Genomic DNA, 17873 nt, shown 5'->3' on the forward strand with positions numbered 1-17873 from the left:
ATTTGCTTGGTTTTTTTTAATATTAGTGTCATTACATGACAAATCAGTGAAATTAGATAAGGAAATCTTCTAATTTGGCACCTTTTTCAAGCTCTGCAACCAACCAACGTGGCTTCTTTCCACGCCCTGTCCAAGTCTCCGCAGTATTATTTTTATTACGATAACGAGGCTCTACAGATTTACGCGTGCTTTTCTTACGCTTTTGTGCACCATATTCAATGAATTGCTCTAAAGACATACCCACTGATTCAGCAATTTGAGTAATCTGATGATAAGCATCTTCAATTTCCTGATCTTTCTTAGACTCGATCAAAGCTTGGGCTTCAGCAGTTAACTTTCTTAACTCTTCAACAGATAAATTACTAATATCAGGCATAACATTTACTCCAAAAAATTCAATATCATTATTAGATTTATAAAGCGCCATCTTATTGTTATAAATTATTTTAATCAATCCATCATGTTATTTAATATACATAAATAAAACAAATAATTTAACACATTAATTAACCGAGTCTATTTCTATTATTTTTTCTCTAATATGCTCTGGAATCAAAACCTTTTGCATTGTATTTTTATCCACACAAACTATAACGGCCTCAGCAATTGCCACAATTTCATTCTGTTGCTCACTCCAAACTGTATATTCCATCCTGAAGGCAGAGTTACGCAATTCAACCACTTTAGTTCCAATGCGTAAATAATCAGGATAAAACACTGGTTTAAGATATTTACAACTATTTGAAGCCACAACAGTATTAATATCTAACGCTAAGATTTCTAATTGATTCAAATACTCTATTCGAGCAGTTTCAATATAGCGATAATAAATCACATTATTGACATGTCCAAAAGCATCCATATCACCCCAAGCGACTTTTTGATGGGTAATGACTTTGTACTCATTCATTTGTTTCATTCATCATTCTCATAACTTAAATTGAATAAATTTATTATGGGTCTCAAAGACACTGTTCAATTGCTGAGTTAATACAGCATCGCCTTTTAATACAGATTTAATTCTTAAATAGTTCATTAAAGGGTGATCAGGATATAATTGCAATAATGCCTCAGCATCCTGTTCACGATGAGTCGCAGTATAAATATGCCATTTAGAAAAACTCAAAATCGGTAATCCAGGATATTTCATTTCAAAATGATCAATCTGGTTTTCAAGCATTTCATAATCAGGATTTTGTTTTAACAATTGTTGTTGAAACCATAAATAAAAAATATCCTGATCGAACCGTTCTTCTAATAAAGACAAAGAAAGTTGAGTTTCATCAAAAGCCATCTCAGGAATGCGAGAAATAAGTTTTAACCATAACGATTTAATACCATATGAAGACGACACAATTTGATCACTCATTTGAGCATACCGAATTTGAATAAGCTCTAAATCTGTATTTGAAGCGTTGTCAAAATCATTGAGTAGCTTTAAAAGCCATTTCTTTTTATGTTCCAAATCTAAATGGCCATATTGCGTGGATTTTAAATAATGCCATGGATATTGAATCGCAAATCTGCCCCATAGATGATTCAACTTATGCTGATAAGCATCTTCAAGATCTTTTAACCAAGGTGACAGCATATGACCATGTAAAAACTCTAAATGGGTTAAAGCCTGATCTGGAAGCTCTTGAGCTAAATAAATTTCAATACGCTGGAGTTCAGCCAATTCAAAAGCATCTGCAGGACTTTGTTGTAAAACACTCAACGCATCATCAATACGATCTTGCTTCAACCATATACGAGACTGAATAACCTCTTTGAGTAATCCTGAGTTCTCAAACACAGGTTGTAAATATTCTCGCTGTTTTGTGTTGGCCTCCAAAACCCACAAAACACCTAATTTTTCATACGTATGTAACCTTGAAAAGTCTGTAACTTGTTGAATTTTACGCTGCTCTCTTGATCTCATCTTTCCAACCCAAAACCATAAAAGATGAAGAGATAAAGCAACGAATAGAAGAAAAAATGAAACAAACCAGAGGTTCGTTTGAATCTGAATACCGTGCCAAAGTATGTAAATATAACCTGGCCCTTCTTGATAACTCAGCACACTTAACACGGCTAATATCATTAAACCAACTAATGCATAAACTATAAAAATATGTTTCATGATTAGCCCTCTAAAATTGCTTTACTGTTCAATTTAGGGACAGGTAAAAGTTGTGCTTGTTTGAGATGTTTCGCTTTATTTTTTATTTTGATTGCCACAGCATCAGGCAGTTGATCCAGTTCATCGATAATTGAGGTCAGTGCATTTTGATAGTCAATGTATTGTCCTTGTTGTAGTGCTCTTTGAGCAAATAACACTCTCAATTGAACTTCTTTTAAAACTAATCTTCGATTAAGTAATACCGGCATCTGTTCATCAACGCGTTCAACTTTGAATACACGCTCAAACCATGAGGATTGCGAAGAGTTATCACTCGTGAGTTGCTGTACTTGTTGTTCATTTTTCAAATTTGCATCAATATTTTCAAGCAAGTCACCTAACTGAGCAATTTGAATATTTTTTGCCACAACATATTGTTGAATCATTTTTTGATCATGCTCAACAGCTCGATGCATTGAAACCTGCAATGTATCTGCCAAAGCCAAGCGCTCAACCAGTTGATCCAGTTGATTGAGTTGCTCAAGTGCATATACAAACTCATGTTGATCTAAGGCAAATTGAATTAGCTCTAATTTTTGACTTAAGAGTTTGATTGGATTGATTTCAGATTGAATTTCTTGTTGATTATTGTTTTGCTGAGGTGGATTGGATTGAGACGAAACCTGCTGATTTGAGCGCTGAATTGCTACCAACTGATCATTCAAACTTGCCACTAATTGCTCTGATTTATGTTGAGTTTGTTGTAGCAACTCAACTTTTTCTTGTAATGAAAAATGATCATAGCTGAGTTTAATCAACCAAATGATTAAGCCTAAAATGAATAGATATAAAATTTTCTTCATGAGTGCCTATGTTCACTTTCAAGCTGCGACAAAATCGTATCTGGCATTAAGTCCGCAATTTGAGTGATTTGAAATTTAGTATTTGAGGTCTGTTGATACTTACACACGATCTGATATAACCGATCCGCCAAAACCAAGTAATGACCGTGTTGCATAAATACAGGATAATTTTTGCATAAACTCAGCCAATTTTTCCAACTGGCTTCACTACTAATCAATACAGCATAAGGTTGTGGATTTGCATTGAATGCTTCAAGTAGATGTTTAAATTTATCTTGAGCATCACTTGGGCAGTAGCGGGAGTATAAAACAAAATTAAGTACTTCAATTTTAGCAGTACGACACTGCTGCATCATGAACTGACGGCCACCTTCTCCCCGCCAAAACGCAATACGTTTGAGATCAGCATTTTGTGTTAAAACCGGAAGACTTAACATTCCTTCAGATGTTTCAACATCTGGAACTAAACTTTTAACACCATATCGACTTAGGGCTTCAGCTGTTTTCCGGCCAACTGCAATCCATTTGATATGATTTAAATCGGTCAATCTAAGTCCCGATTTTTCGAGAAACTGCATGCCAACTTCAACGGCCGTTGGACTGACGACCACAATCACTTGTGCTGAAATTAATTGCTGAAAGAGCTGATCAAGTTCATCACTCCAATGAACAGCAGCCAACTCTAGTACAGATAGCTCGATAGGCTCATATCCTGCACGTACCAGTGCCTCATTGAGAGGCTTAGCACGATCTGCAGGTCGAGTATTGATAAACTTCATTTCATTTTTTTATTTATACAGTGCTTTTAATAAATCAGCAGCACCTTGGTCAATCAAAGCTTTTGCTAGTGAAACACCCAACGTTTCAGCTTTTTCAACTGGACCTTCTACTTTAGCAACCAATAATGTTTGACCATCCACACTGCCAACGCGCCCCTCTAATTGAATCTGTTGATCATTTAAAGTCGCATATCCCGCAATCGGTACCTGACACCCACCTTCCAAATAAGCATTAAATGCCCGTTCTGCACGAACACACGCATCAGTTTCTGCATGTAATAAAGGTCGAATCAACTCTAATACGCGTGCATCGTCACCTCGACACTCAAGACCTAATGCGCCTTGGCCAACTGCGGGCAAACTCGTCTGTGTATCCAGCGTGTGTCGAATACGCTGTGCTAAACCTAAACGCTTTAAACCTGCGCTTGCCAAAATGATGGCATCGTAAAGCCCCGAATCAAGCTTAGATAGTCGCGTGCCTACATTTCCACGTAAATCTATAATCTCAAGATCTGGACGAGCTTTTAAAATTTGACATTTACGACGCAAACTTGAAGTTCCCACTTTGGCTCCGAGGGGCAAATCTTCAAACTTATTATAAGTATTTGAAACAAAAGCATCTAAAGGATCTTCTCGCTCGCAAATCACAGCAAGACTTAATCCTTCTGGGAGCGCCATCGGCACATCTTTCATAGAATGGACAGCCAGATCTGCACGACCATCAAGTAATGCAGCCTCAAGCTCTTTAACAAATAAACCTTTTCCACCAATCTTGGCTAAAGGAGTGTCTAAAATTTTATCACCTTGGGTCACAAACGTCACCAACTCAACTTTTAGACCAGCATGTAGGGTCTCAAGTCGCTCACGAATATGCTCCGCCTGCCATAAAGCCAATGGACTTTGACGAGTTGCAATTTTTAAGGTTTTGATCATTTTAATGCTGCCAAACTTTAGACATCCTAAACTTACCCTGCTGTCCCAAAATTGCAAGTAAATTGTTCGGCAATCATTATAATTTTAGGCAACTAAATATTTTGCATTCTTTCTCTAAGCAAAGGTAAGTGACGGCGACTGACCGCCAATTTCTCTTCAAGTTCACGACAACGAACTTGATACTGGCCTGAAGCAACCAACTCCAATCCATCCAAATAATCCAATGCAATCAGCGCATTTCGATGAATTCGTATAAATTTATTTGAAAACTCACGTTCTAAATCTTTTAAGGTCTCATCAATCAAGACACTGCCGTTTTTGTGTCGTACTGTTACGTATTTCTGATCAGCCAGAAAATAGTAAACATTTTCGATAGGAATGAGTTCAAGACCACGATACGTTTTCGCAGCGATTTGCTGACGCTGATGTTTTTCTTCCATATTTTCTTTTTGTTCTATATTTGACATTTGAGCTTGAGTAAGTTTAGTTAAATTATTCAGTGTATTTTCTAATTCTGATTTGATAATCGGCTTTAATAAATAGCCTTTCGCTTGTGCCTGAATAGCAGTCAAAGCATGCTCATCATAGGCCGTGCAAAAAACAATAGCAGGCATTGGGTTTAGCTGTGAAAGATGCTGAGCGCATGTCAAACCATCCATTTCAGGCATTTGGATGTCAAGTAAAATTACATCAGGCTCATATTGTTGAACTAAGGTCAAAGCTTCTTTTCCATGGTGCGCAGTTGCAACAACTTGATGCCCCAATTGAGTAACCAAGCGAGATAAGCGCTCAACCGCGAGTGGTTCATCATCACAAATTAGGATGGCCATTGTTCCTCCTTGCTCAAGTTAACGTTGCTTATTTTAATGTATTAACTTGATTTTATTTATATTGGTACTGGACTACAGTCGTGTAAATTCCATTACCTGCATGACTCCTAAACTGTACCGTATACCCATAGTGTGCTTTCAAACGCTGTTTCACGTTTTCTATCGCAATACCATTCCCCTCCCTATTGGCCATTTTATCGGCTATATAAGGGTTAGTAATGACTATAGTGACTTGATTTTGTAATATTTCAACCAATATGACAATCTTTGCATCAATTAACTTTTTCTCTACCCCATGAAAGATACTATTCTCAATTAAAGGCTGTAAAGTTAAAAAAGGGATACTTGCTTGGCCCAACTGCTCTGGTTGTAAGATATTCCATTCCACATTTAATCTCGAACCCAACCTTAGCTTTTCAACCGCCAAATAATGTTCACACAATTGGATTTCTTCTTTTAATGTGACAATTTTAAGCTCTTGAAAGCTTGCTCTAAACAACCTTGAAAGATCGATCAGCATTTGCTCAGCTTTATCTGGATCACTCCCAATCAGACTCACCACACTATTTAAACTATTAAAAAGAAAGTGTGGATGTATTCTTGCTTGCATGGCTTGAATTCGAGCATTCAATTCACCTTGTTGCTGCTTTAACCACTCACCCCGAACATAGATATATCGTAAACAAAAAGTGATCAACAATACACCATAGCTCATATGTAAAATCACATGATCAAATAAAAGTAACCATGAAAATTTTTGTAAAGAAAAGTTACTCCCCCAAAAAAACAGGAAATTCAAACTACAAGTAGTGAACAGGATAATGAGTTCTAATAGTACAAATGTATAAATCGCAGACTGCAAAGTTGTTAATTTTTGCCAAAACTCCCTAAATAAATCAATTACGGCGATAAAGACCAATACCACCCAATTGATATAAAGCACATACTTGATCACCTGTGATGTCTGTAAATTTGACCAAGACTGTGACTCTGCTAGGCACAGCAACAACGCCAAAAAAATACTGGCAATAAACAGCTCTGCAAAATATTGCCATTGCCCAATACGTACAAAGAAATTGGCGTCGATAAATTCTTGTTTATCTTTTGAAGAATTATCCATAGGCAAGACTTCGGCATCTTGATTTGAATTTGTTATACTGGATGCAAAATTACTGCTTTTTCTTTTACTGAGCCGACATGACCACATCTTCTAATTCCTCTAATCCGTCACAAGCCCAAACTTCAGGTATGTGGGGCGGTCGTTTTTCCGAAGCAACTGATGCCTTTGTCGCTGAATTTACAGCATCTGTTCAATTTGACCAACGCTTTTATAAACAAGATATTGCAGGTTCAATCGCACATGCAACGATGTTGGCAAAAGTCGGTGTACTCACTGAACAAGAGCGTGATGACATCATCGCAGGCTTAACCGCAATTAAAGCGGACATTGAAGCTGGCAACTTCGAATGGCGTATTGATTTAGAAGATGTTCACATGAACATTGAATCTCGATTAACACAACGTATTGGGATTACAGGTAAGAAATTACATACAGGTCGTAGCCGCAATGACCAAGTAGCAACGGATATTCGTTTGTATGTACGTGATGAAATTGATGCCATCTTAGGGTTATTACACAAACTACAAAAAGGCATTCTAGGCTTGGCTGCTAAAAATACTAATACAATCATGCCGGGCTTTACACATCTTCAAACTGCACAGCCTGTGACGTTTGGACATCATTTAATGGCATGGTTTGAAATGCTGGTACGTGACTCAGAACGTTTGATTGACTGCCGTAAACGCGTGAATCGTATGCCTTTAGGTTCTGCTGCGCTTGCAGGTACCACTTATCCAATCGATCGTGCTTATACAGCAGAACTTTTAGGGTTTGAAGCAGTTGCAGAAAACTCATTAGATGCTGTATCTGATCGTGATTTTGGTATTGAGTTTAATGCTGCGGCATCACTCATTATGATGCACTTATCTCGCATGTCTGAGGAATTAATTCTTTGGACATCTGCACAATTCAAGTTTGTGAATATTCCTGACCGCTTCTGCACAGGCTCTTCAATCATGCCTCAGAAGAAAAATCCTGATGTACCTGAACTTGTTCGTGGTAAAACAGGCCGTGTATATGGCGACTTAATGAGTCTACTTACCCTCATGAAAGGTCAACCTTTGGCATATAACAAAGACAACCAAGAAGATAAAGAACCACTATTTGATGCTATCGATACAGTTCGTGGCTCTTTGATGGCTTTCGCAGACATGATTCCTGCACTTGTTCCCAATATTCCTGAAATGCGCGAAGCTGCGCTGCGTGGTTTCTCAACAGCAACCGACCTTGCTGATTACTTAGTGAAAAATGGTGTTGCATTCCGCGATGCACATGAAATCGTCGGTAAAGCAGTTGCGCTTGGCGTACAAGAAGGTAAGGATTTATCAGAACTTACGCTTGAACAACTTCAACAATTCTCTGATTTAATTCAAGCTGACGTCTTTGAAAAAGCATTAACTTTAGAAGCTTCTGTCAATGCACGTAACCACATCGGTGGCACAGCACCAGCTCAAGTTGAAGCAGCAATTGAGCGTGCTCATGCGCGTTTAGAAGCTCTTTACGCTTAATTTCTGATTATATTTTTGGAGTATTGATATGTCTCGCCAAGTATTTTGCCGTAAGTATCAAAAAGAAATGGAAGGTTTGGATTTTGCACCATTCCCTGGTCCTAAAGGTCAGGAACTATTTGATAGTGTTTCTAAGCAAGCATGGGGCGAATGGTTGAAGCATCAAACTACTTTAATCAATGAAAAACGTTTAAATGTCTTTGAAGCTGATGCAAAAAAATTTCTTGAAGAACAACGTGAAAAGTTCTTCAACAATGATGAAACTTTAGAAAAAGCTGAAGGCCTAAAGCCTGAGTAAAAAAGAAAGCACTGCTTTTCTTTTTTACGTAAGATAAGGACGAAGTCCGCGTAGGCTTTAATCTAAAAAGAATCCCCATCTTTGAGGATTCTTTTTTATACGTTACTTTAAAAAATTAGGCAAGAAAAACACCGAAGGTGTACACAGGCTTTAATCCCAAAAGAATCTCCGTAATAGAGGTTCTTTTTTTATGGGACATTAAAAAAATATCAATGGAGTCCAAATTTAGCTGACGAAAAAAGTGCTTGTGGTGGATTTAAAATATGACCTAATTGGTAAACTCCATCCATATTTAACTGCATCTCCATTCGGTCAACACGAATTGGGCCAAATTTAATGTAAATCTGCCGATTTTGAAGATCAAACCGCTGCTCCAAAACCTGTCCATTGAATTGTAAAGAGTTCATAGATGTTAAGTCCATAAGCGCTTTAAAAGGTTGCTCTTCATCCTTTGTATAATGAATCCTTTTTCTATCACTCACGAAATTTTCTAAATGGTTTAAATCCTGAGATTTAAAAGATGTAATTTCACGAATTTGAGATTCCTCAATACCTAAAGCATTGACCAAACTTAACTGATCATCTGGCAGTAATTTAAAATGCCCATTGTTAGGATGTGCCGCCCAACTCAAACTCGAAAGACCCCAAGCACAGATTCCCCACAAAACTTGCTTAAATTGTCTCATTCCCCATCGCTCTCACTGAACGTAATAAAAGCCATCTTTAAAAACATTTCAGCCAAACACAACTACCATTTATCTTAAATATCATTTACTTAACAAGAATTGTTAGACTCACGTCACAGACAAATCTTTTTTATTGATATTTATCTTCCTATCTAAAAAAGACTGCATAAATGTAAAGCAGAAAATAGACACATAAGATGATTATAAGTTATCAATTTCATCAGAGTAGGCTAATCTCTGTATTAAAATTAACCACCATTTGAGCGCATCATGTTTATCATTCGTCCTTATATTGAGACTGACTTAGAAGACATCATTCAACTCTGGGAAAGATGTGATCTAACACGACCATGGAATAATCCGGAAATTGATATTTTTAGGAAGGCTGCACAAAAAGATGACTTATTCTTGGTGGCTGTGAAAGATCAGTTCATTATCGCAACATTAATGGGTGGTTACGACGGTCATCGCGGGTGGATCAATTACCTCGCGGTACATCCCAATCATCAACGGAATGGTGTTGCTACAGCGTTGATTCAACATTTGGAAAAAAAGATTGATTGCACTTGGTTGTCCAGAAGTTCAGCTTTTAGTGCAAAAAGAATTTATTGATATTCAAAACTTTTATGAACAATTGGGATATGACGAAAAAGAAGTTGTATGCCTTGCTAAAAGACTCATTCACGACCATTAAGAAATTTTATAAAACAGGAGCATTTATCAATTTACCGATCCGTAAAAATATTGGGAATCGAATATTAAATTTATGACCGGTATCATTATTCAAAGTTAAGGCATATTGGCTCATCTGATTTAAGATTTGTGTCGCCTGATTATTGGCTTGCGTATTTTGTTTAAGATATTTCTTTAAAGCTGACCATGTATTTAAATAATCAATCAATTGATCAATCCGCCATTTACAATGCATGTGCTGCTCACAGGTCGGGATTTCTTCAAAAGGAAATGGAATCGTTTGATATTTCAGATCAATATAGTGACGCTCACTCTCCCAATATGTTTTCAATACTTGGTGATATAGCTTTTCAATACAGCTTTGAAGCTCCTCATTCTCCACTTCAATAAGCCCATATCCAATCACTGCAAAGACACCCTGGGGCTTCAGTGTTCGATAGACCTCTTGAAAAAATAACTCGAAGTCAAACCAATGAATGGCTTGGGCAACTGTAATCAGGTCAAAACATTGTGCTTTAAAATTGCTATGTTCAGCATTATCAATTCGGTAAATTACATTATCTATTGCTGGGACTTGCTGAAGTTGTGCTGCGCTTATATCCGTTGCAATGACTTGATTAAAATGCGGAGCCAATAAGCGGGTGAATTGTCCTGAACCTGCCCCGCAATCCCAAGCCATTTCATAGTTCTGAACATATTTGAAGATTTCGTCAATCACACTTTGTGGATAACTTGGACGAGCTTGTTGATAAAGCTCACTTTGATCAGAAAATAGGTCTTTCATTTTTTATTCTGAATTTGATCGAGAAATCAACCTTAGCACATCAAAAAAAAATGGATGATGAATGACTTCGATTCATTTTGTATTATTTTATAAGCAAAAAAAATCCTCAACATTGTTGAGGATTTTTCGAATATGGTGGCGAGACCCAGGATCGAACTGGGGACACACGGATTTTCAATCCGTTGCTCTACCAACTGAGCTATCACGCCGATGGGGTGTATTAAGCCGTAACTGAGCTCAATAGTCAATAAAAAATCATGCATTTTTTATTTGTTCGAGTAAATTTTACCCAAAAAAAAATCTCTGATGGGATACAGAGATTGAAAATACAAATTCTTTAAAAGAATATGGTGGCGAGACCCAGGATCGAACTGGGGACACACGGATTTTCAATCCGTTGCTCTACCAACTGAGCTATCACGCCGATGACGCGTATTAAACAGTTTCATCTCGATATAGTCAAGCAAGTTTTTGGGATATTTAAACAAATGGATGTTTTTAAAACAACATTTAGATTATTCGATGTAAATACATACAAATCCAATAAAAAAAGCCAGTATTGACTGACTTTTAATATTTAAAATCGAACAATAGTTTTAAATTTTTTCCAAACTACTTAAACAACGATGTATTGCACCACATCCAGGCTCAAAATGATTAACGCCTTTCTCTTCTTCCATTCGACATGCTTCACTCACTAAGCGCTCTGCGACACCACGTCCACGGTTAGCCGGATGAACTACGATATTTTCAAGCGTTCGACTTTCACCTTGTCCAGTTGACCAAATGGCCCCAATGATCTTTGTATTAAATTCTGCCGTGTAAAGTAAGGTATACTGAGCTAAGTTTTGCTCAAGTTGTTCAATGGCATCTTGTCCGTCACTAAATTCTGGACTGGTGTCATATAAGCGCTCAAGCTGTTCACGAACTTCAACATTATCAAGCGAAGTTATTGCATGTACGGTTATAGGCATTGATTAACCCTCCTGAGCAATCTAATATGCTGTCACTTTCGTGACATCGAAAATCTACATTCATCATTTTTAACGTTTTTGAGGAACGTGTCTATGACGCAACGTATCAGTGAAGTGGTAAGAAACACAAACGAAACCAAAATTCGTGTTCGCGTGAATCTTGATGGTACTGGTCAAGGCACCCTCAATACAGGTGTTCCATTTTTAGACCATATGATCGACCAAATCAAGCGTCATGGTTTATTTGATATCGATATTCATTGCGACGGCGATTTAGAAATTGATGATCACCATACAGTAGAAGACTGTGGTATTACCCTTGGTCAGGCATTTGCACAGGCTTTAGGTGACAAAAAAGGTTTACGTCGCTATGGTCACTTCTATGCACCACTTGATGAGTCCTTGAGTCGTGTCGTTGTTGACCTATCAGGCCGCCCTGGCTTATGGATGGACATTCCATTTACTCGCGCGCGCATTGGTACTTTTGATGTCGACCTATTCTCTGAGTTTTTCCAAGGCTTTGTGAATCACGCATTAATGACACTCCACATAGACAATTTGAAAGGTAAAAATAGCCATCACCAAATTGAAAGTGTATTTAAAGCATTTGCACGCGCACTTCGTATGGCTTGTGAAGTAGATCCACGTGCAGAAAATACTGTAGCTTCAACCAAAGGTACTTTGTAATGACCCGTATTGCCCTTCTTGATTATGGCATGGGAAATCTTCACTCAGCAGCAAAAGCACTTGAGCATGTTGGTGCAACAGTTGATGTGACCAATGATCCTAAGCTGATTGCTCAAGCAGATAAAATTGTGTTCCCAGGCGTTGGTGCAATGCGTGATTGCATGCAAGGTATGCACGAGGCTGGCATTGACGAGGTTGTACGCAATGCCGTTTTCAACAAGCCTGTCCTTGCGATTTGTGTCGGCATGCAAGCTCTGCTGCAACACTCTGAAGAAAATGGTGGTGCAGATGCATTAGGCATTTTTGATGGTGCTGTTAAACGCTTTCCAGATATTGAAGGTTTAAAAGTTCCCCATATGGGTTGGAATCAGGTACACCAAGCAGATCCAAGCCATCCAATGTGGAACAACATTGATCAAGATGCTCGTTTCTATTTCGTACATAGTTTCTATGTTGAACCGAAACAATCTGAGATCATTGCTGCGACATGTAACTACGGTTTGGAATTCTGCACCGCAATCCATAAAGATAATTTGTTTGCTACTCAGTTCCATCCAGAAAAAAGTCATACAGCTGGCTTACAGTTGTTGAAAAATTTTGTAGAGTGGAAAATTTAAAGCCATAATAAAGCTCACTGTTTTCAGTGAGCTTTTTTTCAGACTTTACTCTAAATATCTTTTACGACAAAGCCACCTTCAATTGGCTCAACAGTTACTTTAATTTCTGCTTTTAGATTCAGCGCAGCATAACGACTTTTAAGTTCTGAAATTAATTGTTCTGGCGTTGCATCTTTTAAAGCCAACTCATCCTTCAAAGGATACTGTTTAAAACTTTCTGATTTTTTACCATCTTTAGCGTCTGAAACCCATCGTTCTGCAGCACTCAGTACTTTCGCTAATTCAACTAGATGTTGAGCATTGGCAGGAGTTGACTCTTGCACCCATTTCGACAGCGTTTCCTTAGAGACTCCCAATGCATTCACCACATCAGTCGGTTTAATGTTTTTCTCTTTGATCAATTTTCTAAGTTTTTTAGCACCTTCGCTAAATAAATCATCTTCTTGAACTGCCATCGCTTCTGTCCAAATCTTATTCACTGTCTGCAGTTTCAATTTAACATTAAGCCTATGCAGTTGAGTCTAATATTGCCAAACAAATCAGATGAAATTGAAATTATTTTCAATATAGATAATTCACAAATAAAAGTGTGATCTAATTTTTCTCATTACTCAGTTTGAATTAAAAAGAAAAATAAATTGACCCAATGATTAATTGTTAACTTATGTAAAGACAATGAGCACCAATTTTAATCATTAAAAAAATACACAAAATTCACAAAATCAATCAACGAATCGAACAAGTTGGCATTTTAGGTATTTACACCATGCTACTCGATAATATTCATGCATTATAAGTGTACATTTATTCTATCAAGCACCAAATTAAACCACAATAAATAATTGATTTTGTTAACATTTTTAAACATTACCCTTGTGTTGTATTAAGTTGCTGTTTTTACGGCATATCTTCAAAATTATTCCACTTATATTGTTTTTTTTCGATTTGTCTGAAATTTTTTTCTTTGTTAATTATGAACTTGCTGAAACAACAAAGATCCAACACTAACCACATATATTTTGGAGCAATCTGCACATGTTTAAACTTTTTACTGGAAAAATCAGTGGCGTTCTAAGCCTTGCTTTACAGGGAATTACGAAAGCAGTTGGTTTTATTCTAGAAACCGTAACGACAGTTGTAGATACCGTTGTTGACACAGTAGGGACGCTGACCAAACCATTAACGGATAAGTTAACAGAATTGCCACTGATCGGAGATACAGTGGAATCGGTACTCAATCTTGAAAATAATTTACTAGGAAATTTAAGCGGAGGCTTACACGCTATCGCTGATGATTTTTCGAATGGAGATCTATTAGGGGGCATTAATACTGCATTGAATGGCACTACTGCAACTGTAGGCCAAACCATCAAAGATGTTTCAAATCTTGTAGGTGAAGTCGCTGGTTTAGCCGATCCCGTGACCGACCTGCTAAGCCAAGTGCCAGGTTTAGGTGCTGTCATAGATGTTGTCGGAGAAACCTCTTCAAATCTTTTGGGATTCGTGAGTGAAACGGGAGATTATGTCGCAAGTACCAAACCTCTTGATCTCGTGACTGGTCTCATTGATGATCCTTTAGGCAGTGTCACAGGAACATTAGGAGATGTCTCAGGAACATTAGATAACTTATTGGATGATTTAGCACCTGTAACAGATGCTCTGTCATCGATTCCTGTCGTGGGTGATCTTGTAGGATTCACGGGAGAGATCACAAATGCTTTAGGTGCAATCCCAACCAATATCACACCAACTAGCTTTGATCTAATCTCTAACTTAGATACAACACCATACATTTAATTCAAAGTTCGTATTAAAAACCGTCAACATTGTTCTGACGGTTTTTTTTCATTGTTACTTCGCTCATTTGATGTTTCTTTGCTAAGATTGCTGCGAATAAACTCCAGAATACTGGCAAGGAGCGAAAGCATGCTGATTATCCCTGCAATTGACCTTAAAGATGGTAAATGTGTCCGTTTAAAACAAGGTCGTATGGAAGACGATACCGTTTTCTCTGATGATCCTGTGGCAACAGCACAACATTGGGTAGACGCTGGCGCTCGCCGTTTACATTTAGTTGATCTAAATGGTGCTTTCGCTGGTACACCTATTCACAAACCTGTTGTGGAAGCGATTGCAAAAGCACAACCTGAACTGCCAATTCAAATTGGTGGTGGCATCCGTTCTCTTGAAACCATCGAACACTACTTAGATGCAGGTGTATCATTCGTCATTATTGGTACAAAAGCAGTCAAAGAACCTGAGTTTGTTGAGGAAGCTTGTAGAAAATTCGCAGGCCACATCATTGTCGGTATTGATGCGATCAATGGCATGGTCGCAACTGACGGCTGGGCAAATGTAACTGACGTGAAAGCAACTGATTTAGCTAAACGCTTTGCAGATGCTGGAGTATCTAGTATCGTGTATACCGATATTGCACGTGATGGCATGATGCAAGGTGTGAATATCGAACAAACAGTTAATCTTGCGACTTATTCAGGTTTACCTGTGATCGCTTCAGGCGGTGTGACCAATCTTGACGACGTTCGCAACTTAAAAGGTCAGCCTGGTATTTTAGGTGCGATTACTGGTCGTGCAATTTATGAAGGCACTTTAAATCTTCGTGAAGCTCAATTATTACTTGATGAACAAGCGCTCTAATAGCGCATGTTTCTAAAGAGGTCTTAGGACCTCTTTTTTCTTACTTAAAAAATATGTTGAATTTATCTCCTACCCTCAAAACCAAAACACCACAACTTGCCCTCATTGCAATTACGATGATTTGGGGTGCCAGTTTCATAACAGTCAAATATGGATTGAGCTTCAGCACACCAGTGCTTTTCGTTGCCTTTCGATTTGCAGCAGCTGCGCTGGCTGTTGGTCTCATCTCACTTCAATATTGTAAAAATTTTAGTGCCAAAGATATTTGGGCAGGATTTTGCATTGGAACAGTGATTGCAATTGGCTATGGAACGCAAACCATTGGCTTACAGACCATCACCAGTAGCGAATCTGCCTTTTTGACAGCACTTTATGTGCCGTTGGTTCCCATCTTATTGTGGTTGCTCTTTAACAAAAGGCCACATGTCATGACATGGATAGGGGCAGGACTCGCCTTTGTAGGTTTAGTTTTCTTAACAGGCAATGGGTTTGGTGCTATTCGGCTTGAATTTGGTCAGATCATTACCTTGATAGGATCAATTGCGATTGCACTTGAAATTATTCTCATTAGTTACTTTGCGCCTCGAGTCAATTTACGCCGAGTGACGATATTACAACTCATTTTTGCATCGTTAATTTGTTTTCTAATGGCACCATTGGTGGGTGAAACACAACTCCCTGAGTTTAACTGGATCTTCGTTGCGATTATTGTAGGTTTAGGACTTGCAAGTGCAATCATTCAGTTAGTCATGAACTGGGCTCAACGCGTGGTTGATCCTTCACAGGCTGCCATTATTTATTCTGGCGAACCTGTTTGGGCGGCTTTGATTGGGAGATTAGCAGGTGAGCGTTTAGCTATGCTCTCAATTTTAGGTGGCGTGTTGGTTGTGCTCGGTGTAATTACCAGTGAGTGGAGACCAAAATTTAAGAAGAAAGAATAAGCTTATTGGGGCTCTTTTAGCTTTAACATCATACATGGTTGAAAATACTGTGCTTCAGGCATAGGCGCATAAAAGGGATGCAAGAGTTCCTTCCATTTTAAATACGCCTCTGACTGCCTAAAACCTTCCGTATGATCTTCAAGTTTGTTCCAGTAAATCAGTAAAATATAAGCATGTTCATTATTCGTATTTTTAATCAGCTGAACCGCATTTAGCCCCTTCATTGGTGAAATAATGTCTTTAGCTAATTTAAAAGCATTTTCGAATGCCTCACTCTGGTTCATTTTGATATTTAAATGAACATGCTCAATAATCATGACACCACCCCATTCATGAGTTTTAATTATTGATACATTGGCTCGTTATCATTGACCTTAATAATTCCTTTGATCGCACGATAAACAATCCAAACCCATGACAAACCAATCACTGCGATACAGAATGTTGTTGCACCCAGTGCTACACCAGCAAAGGCATTAGGATTGTCACCCGTGAAGAATAAGAACAAAAACGGCAGGAACGCGATGATATTCCAAATTAAATACCACCAAAAAGTACGAATTTGCCAAGTAAAATGACTTTCAAAAATTGAGCCCTGTACCTTTGATCGTTTCCAATAGTTAATAATTAGCGCAATAACCGCCAAAATACCTGCTGAAAAAATAGCGATGATATACAGGATATAAAGTAAAATCGTTAAGCTGCGGTTTGGATCTTGATCAGCTGTATAATTCATAAAGTCACCTTTTTAATTTTTTTGAGGCTTTATAATTTCAAACCATTAAATGGTGAAATTATCCATAAAATAATCAGTATATTAAACGCTATAGTACAGAAATAAATTTTTCGAAATGGTTGTTTTTGTGTTTTATGACGCAAGCGTTGCTGAGCAAGCCAAGCACTCGGCCATCCTCCTAATAGAGAAACCACATGTAATGTATTTTCTGGTACACGTTGACTCCCCTGTTGAGCCGCCGCTTTATCGTGTGCATATAAGCCATAGGTGATCAGGTTCATCAATAAAATGACCAACACCACCATCATACTCAATAGCCCCAATAGGACTAATGTAGCAAGCGTCAAGATATAAGCAATAATCGCTACTTGCATCGGTTGCATTTTTTGTTGAGTAACTGGTGAATGACGCGGCTTCGTTTTTACTTTTTTTGCCTGAGTCGCTTTTAAGTATGTTACTTGTTTCGCTTTAAATCGACCTTGACCATCCAATTGAACGATATACTCCAAAGCACAACCTGGAATCGGTCTTGGGCCTGGTTTGGCAAAATCTTTAATGTGAAGGAAAACGCGATCTTTGGATGAATCATTGGGTTGAATAAATCCATAGCCTTTTTCATCAAACCATTCAACTAGACGACCTTGATCACGCATATTTCCCCCAGA

At 38.0% G+C, this 17873-nt stretch carries 22 protein-coding genes, 2 tRNA genes and 1 pseudogene; 8 read left to right on the forward strand and 17 right to left on the reverse strand.

Annotation, left to right across the window (positions count from 1 at the left end; translation table 11 throughout):
- Window positions 1-52: 52 nt before the first annotated feature.
- The 8 genes from CL42_RS09365 to CL42_RS09400 all read right to left on the reverse strand — a co-directional run bounded on the left by CL42_RS09365 (window position 53) and on the right by CL42_RS09400 (window position 6713).
- The gene (locus CL42_RS09365) at window positions 53-376 is read right to left on the reverse strand and encodes an H-NS family nucleoid-associated regulatory protein (RefSeq protein ID WP_035267603.1); all 324 of its coding nucleotides are present in this window, start codon (window positions 374-376) and stop codon (window positions 53-55) included.
- A gap of 126 nt (window positions 377-502) precedes the next feature.
- Window positions 503-919, reverse strand: coding sequence for an acyl-CoA thioesterase (locus CL42_RS09370; RefSeq protein WP_035267539.1), 417 nt, complete (start codon window positions 917-919; stop codon window positions 503-505).
- A gap of 9 nt (window positions 920-928) precedes the next feature.
- Window positions 929-2122, reverse strand: a complete 1194-nt coding sequence (locus CL42_RS09375) for a membrane protein (protein ID WP_035267541.1) — start codon at window positions 2120-2122, stop codon at window positions 929-931.
- Window positions 2123-2124: 2 nt separating this feature from the next.
- Window positions 2125-2964, reverse strand: a complete 840-nt coding sequence (locus tag CL42_RS09380) for a hypothetical protein (RefSeq protein ID WP_035267542.1) — start codon at window positions 2962-2964, stop codon at window positions 2125-2127.
- Window positions 2961-3743 carry a uroporphyrinogen-III synthase gene (locus CL42_RS09385; RefSeq protein ID WP_035267545.1) on the reverse strand — a complete coding sequence of 261 codons (783 nt, stop codon included), beginning with the start codon at window positions 3741-3743 and terminating at the stop codon, window positions 2961-2963. Before CL42_RS09385 ends, CL42_RS09380 begins: the two co-directional genes overlap by 4 nt.
- Window positions 3744-3752: 9 nt before the next feature.
- Window positions 3753-4673, reverse strand: a complete 921-nt coding sequence (hemC, locus tag CL42_RS09390; protein ID WP_035267604.1) for a hydroxymethylbilane synthase — start codon at window positions 4671-4673, stop codon at window positions 3753-3755.
- Window positions 4674-4768: 95 nt separating this feature from the next.
- The gene (locus tag CL42_RS09395) at window positions 4769-5506 is read right to left on the reverse strand and encodes a LytR/AlgR family response regulator transcription factor (protein ID WP_035267546.1); all 738 of its coding nucleotides are present in this window, start codon (window positions 5504-5506) and stop codon (window positions 4769-4771) included.
- Between the two features lie 52 nt (window positions 5507-5558).
- Window positions 5559-6713, reverse strand: coding sequence for a sensor histidine kinase (locus CL42_RS09400; RefSeq protein WP_035267548.1), 1155 nt, complete (start codon window positions 6711-6713; stop codon window positions 5559-5561).
- Between CL42_RS09400 and argH the strand changes: the two genes are divergently transcribed.
- Together argH and CL42_RS09410 are read left to right on the forward strand one after the other, a co-directional pair.
- On the forward strand, window positions 6704-8134 hold the full coding sequence (gene argH / locus CL42_RS09405) for an argininosuccinate lyase (protein WP_051586571.1): 1431 nt from the start codon (window positions 6704-6706) through the stop codon (window positions 8132-8134). The genes CL42_RS09400 and argH overlap by 10 nt on opposite strands.
- A 28-nt stretch (window positions 8135-8162) precedes the next feature.
- The gene (locus CL42_RS09410) at window positions 8163-8432 is read left to right on the forward strand and encodes an oxidative damage protection protein (protein WP_035267550.1); all 270 of its coding nucleotides are present in this window, start codon (window positions 8163-8165) and stop codon (window positions 8430-8432) included.
- 209 nt (window positions 8433-8641) lie between these two features.
- On the opposite strand, the gene CL42_RS09415 is transcribed toward CL42_RS09410, so the two are convergent.
- Window positions 8642-9118 carry a hypothetical protein gene (locus CL42_RS09415; RefSeq protein WP_035267552.1) on the reverse strand — a complete coding sequence of 159 codons (477 nt, stop codon included), beginning with the start codon at window positions 9116-9118 and terminating at the stop codon, window positions 8642-8644.
- Window positions 9119-9388: 270 nt separating this feature from the next.
- On the opposite strand from CL42_RS09415, the pseudogene CL42_RS09420 reads away from it, so the two are divergent.
- Window positions 9389-9812: pseudogene (locus CL42_RS09420) on the forward strand (GNAT family acetyltransferase).
- A 6-nt stretch (window positions 9813-9818) separates the two neighbouring features.
- Here the strand turns inward: CL42_RS09420 and CL42_RS09425 are convergent.
- From CL42_RS09425 to CL42_RS09440, 4 genes are all read right to left on the reverse strand, one after another.
- Window positions 9819-10595, reverse strand: a complete 777-nt coding sequence (locus CL42_RS09425; RefSeq protein ID WP_035267554.1) for a class I SAM-dependent methyltransferase — start codon at window positions 10593-10595, stop codon at window positions 9819-9821.
- A 133-nt stretch (window positions 10596-10728) separates the two neighbouring features.
- Window positions 10729-10804 (reverse strand) — tRNA-Phe (locus CL42_RS09430).
- 139 nt (window positions 10805-10943) lie between these two features.
- A tRNA-Phe gene (locus CL42_RS09435) sits at window positions 10944-11019 on the reverse strand.
- A 172-nt stretch (window positions 11020-11191) separates the two neighbouring features.
- Entirely contained in the window at window positions 11192-11569 is a 378-nt protein-coding gene (locus CL42_RS09440; RefSeq protein WP_035267556.1) for a GNAT family N-acetyltransferase, read from the reverse strand.
- 93 nt (window positions 11570-11662) lie between these two features.
- On the opposite strand from CL42_RS09440, the gene hisB reads away from it, so the two are divergent.
- The gene (hisB, locus tag CL42_RS09445; RefSeq protein ID WP_035267557.1) at window positions 11663-12256 is read left to right on the forward strand and encodes an imidazoleglycerol-phosphate dehydratase HisB; all 594 of its coding nucleotides are present in this window, start codon (window positions 11663-11665) and stop codon (window positions 12254-12256) included.
- On the forward strand, window positions 12256-12873 hold the full coding sequence (gene hisH, locus CL42_RS09450) for an imidazole glycerol phosphate synthase subunit HisH (RefSeq protein ID WP_035267559.1): 618 nt from the start codon (window positions 12256-12258) through the stop codon (window positions 12871-12873). Before hisB ends, hisH begins: the two co-directional genes overlap by 1 nt.
- Window positions 12874-12923: 50 nt before the next feature.
- Here hisH and CL42_RS09455 read toward each other — a convergent pair whose 3' ends face one another.
- Window positions 12924-13352: a helix-turn-helix domain-containing protein gene (locus CL42_RS09455; protein ID WP_228133253.1), complete on the reverse strand. Its 429-nt coding sequence runs from the start codon at window positions 13350-13352 to the stop codon at window positions 12924-12926.
- Window positions 13353-13908: 556 nt separating this feature from the next.
- On the opposite strand from CL42_RS09455, the gene CL42_RS09460 reads away from it, so the two are divergent.
- The 3 genes from CL42_RS09460 (at window position 13909) to CL42_RS09470 (ending at window position 16472) form a co-directional block, all read left to right on the forward strand.
- Window positions 13909-14670 carry a hypothetical protein gene (locus tag CL42_RS09460; protein ID WP_051586572.1) on the forward strand — a complete coding sequence of 254 codons (762 nt, stop codon included), beginning with the start codon at window positions 13909-13911 and terminating at the stop codon, window positions 14668-14670.
- A 129-nt stretch (window positions 14671-14799) separates the two neighbouring features.
- Window positions 14800-15531 (forward strand): 1-(5-phosphoribosyl)-5-[(5-phosphoribosylamino)methylideneamino]imidazole-4-carboxamide isomerase, encoded by a 732-nt coding sequence (gene hisA / locus CL42_RS09465; RefSeq protein ID WP_035267561.1) that lies wholly within the window; start codon window positions 14800-14802, stop codon window positions 15529-15531.
- A gap of 53 nt (window positions 15532-15584) precedes the next feature.
- Window positions 15585-16472 carry a DMT family transporter gene (locus CL42_RS09470; RefSeq protein WP_035267563.1) on the forward strand — a complete coding sequence of 296 codons (888 nt, stop codon included), beginning with the start codon at window positions 15585-15587 and terminating at the stop codon, window positions 16470-16472.
- 2 nt (window positions 16473-16474) lie between these two features.
- Here the strand turns inward: CL42_RS09470 and CL42_RS09475 are convergent, their stop codons facing one another.
- Genes CL42_RS09475 through CL42_RS09485 form a run of 3 tightly spaced genes read right to left on the reverse strand, consistent with a single transcriptional unit; the run spans window position 16475 to window position 17861 of the window.
- The gene (locus CL42_RS09475; RefSeq protein WP_035267565.1) at window positions 16475-16789 is read right to left on the reverse strand and encodes an antibiotic biosynthesis monooxygenase family protein; all 315 of its coding nucleotides are present in this window, start codon (window positions 16787-16789) and stop codon (window positions 16475-16477) included.
- A 26-nt stretch (window positions 16790-16815) separates the two neighbouring features.
- Window positions 16816-17208 (reverse strand): DUF4870 family protein, encoded by a 393-nt coding sequence (locus CL42_RS09480; protein WP_035267567.1) that lies wholly within the window; start codon window positions 17206-17208, stop codon window positions 16816-16818.
- A 29-nt stretch (window positions 17209-17237) separates the two neighbouring features.
- Complete coding sequence (locus tag CL42_RS09485; RefSeq protein ID WP_035267569.1) at window positions 17238-17861, reverse strand: DUF1294 domain-containing protein; 624 nt, start codon at window positions 17859-17861, stop codon at window positions 17238-17240.
- Window positions 17862-17873: the final 12 nt, after the last annotated feature.

It is taken from the genome of Acinetobacter sp. Ver3 (assembly GCF_000632455.1).
Classification (GTDB): Bacteria; Pseudomonadota; Gammaproteobacteria; order Pseudomonadales; family Moraxellaceae; genus Acinetobacter.

Bases quoted from the DNA above. Each gene is read 5' to 3' on its own strand.
- CL42_RS09365 (WP_035267603.1), bottom strand. From the start codon at position 376: ATGCCTGATATTAGTAATTTATCTGTTGAAGAGTTAAGAAAGTTAACT.
- CL42_RS09370 (WP_035267539.1), bottom strand. From the start codon at position 919: ATGAAACAAATGAATGAGTACAAAGTCATTACCCATCAAAAAGTCGCT.
- CL42_RS09375 (WP_035267541.1), bottom strand. From the start codon at position 2,122: ATGAAACATATTTTTATAGTTTATGCATTAGTTGGTTTAATGATATTA.
- CL42_RS09380 (WP_035267542.1), bottom strand. From the start codon at position 2,964: ATGAAGAAAATTTTATATCTATTCATTTTAGGCTTAATCATTTGGTTG.
- CL42_RS09385 (WP_035267545.1), bottom strand. From the start codon at position 3,743: ATGAAGTTTATCAATACTCGACCTGCAGATCGTGCTAAGCCTCTCAAT.
- CL42_RS09395 (WP_035267546.1), bottom strand. From the start codon at position 5,506: ATGGCCATCCTAATTTGTGATGATGAACCACTCGCGGTTGAGCGCTTA.
- argH (WP_051586571.1), top strand. From the start codon at position 6,704: ATGACCACATCTTCTAATTCCTCTAATCCGTCACAAGCCCAAACTTCA.
- CL42_RS09400 (WP_035267548.1), bottom strand. From the start codon at position 6,713: ATGTGGTCATGTCGGCTCAGTAAAAGAAAAAGCAGTAATTTTGCATCC.
- CL42_RS09410 (WP_035267550.1), top strand. From the start codon at position 8,163: ATGTCTCGCCAAGTATTTTGCCGTAAGTATCAAAAAGAAATGGAAGGT.
- CL42_RS09415 (WP_035267552.1), bottom strand. From the start codon at position 9,118: ATGAGACAATTTAAGCAAGTTTTGTGGGGAATCTGTGCTTGGGGTCTT.
- CL42_RS09425 (WP_035267554.1), bottom strand. From the start codon at position 10,595: ATGAAAGACCTATTTTCTGATCAAAGTGAGCTTTATCAACAAGCTCGT.
- CL42_RS09440 (WP_035267556.1), bottom strand. From the start codon at position 11,569: ATGCCTATAACCGTACATGCAATAACTTCGCTTGATAATGTTGAAGTT.
- hisB (WP_035267557.1), top strand. From the start codon at position 11,663: ATGACGCAACGTATCAGTGAAGTGGTAAGAAACACAAACGAAACCAAA.
- hisH (WP_035267559.1), top strand. From the start codon at position 12,256: ATGACCCGTATTGCCCTTCTTGATTATGGCATGGGAAATCTTCACTCA.
- CL42_RS09460 (WP_051586572.1), top strand. From the start codon at position 13,909: ATGTTTAAACTTTTTACTGGAAAAATCAGTGGCGTTCTAAGCCTTGCT.
- hisA (WP_035267561.1), top strand. From the start codon at position 14,800: ATGCTGATTATCCCTGCAATTGACCTTAAAGATGGTAAATGTGTCCGT.
- CL42_RS09470 (WP_035267563.1), top strand. From the start codon at position 15,585: ATGTTGAATTTATCTCCTACCCTCAAAACCAAAACACCACAACTTGCC.
- CL42_RS09475 (WP_035267565.1), bottom strand. From the start codon at position 16,789: ATGATTATTGAGCATGTTCATTTAAATATCAAAATGAACCAGAGTGAG.
- CL42_RS09480 (WP_035267567.1), bottom strand. From the start codon at position 17,208: ATGAATTATACAGCTGATCAAGATCCAAACCGCAGCTTAACGATTTTA.
- CL42_RS09485 (WP_035267569.1), bottom strand. From the start codon at position 17,861: ATGCGTGATCAAGGTCGTCTAGTTGAATGGTTTGATGAAAAAGGCTAT.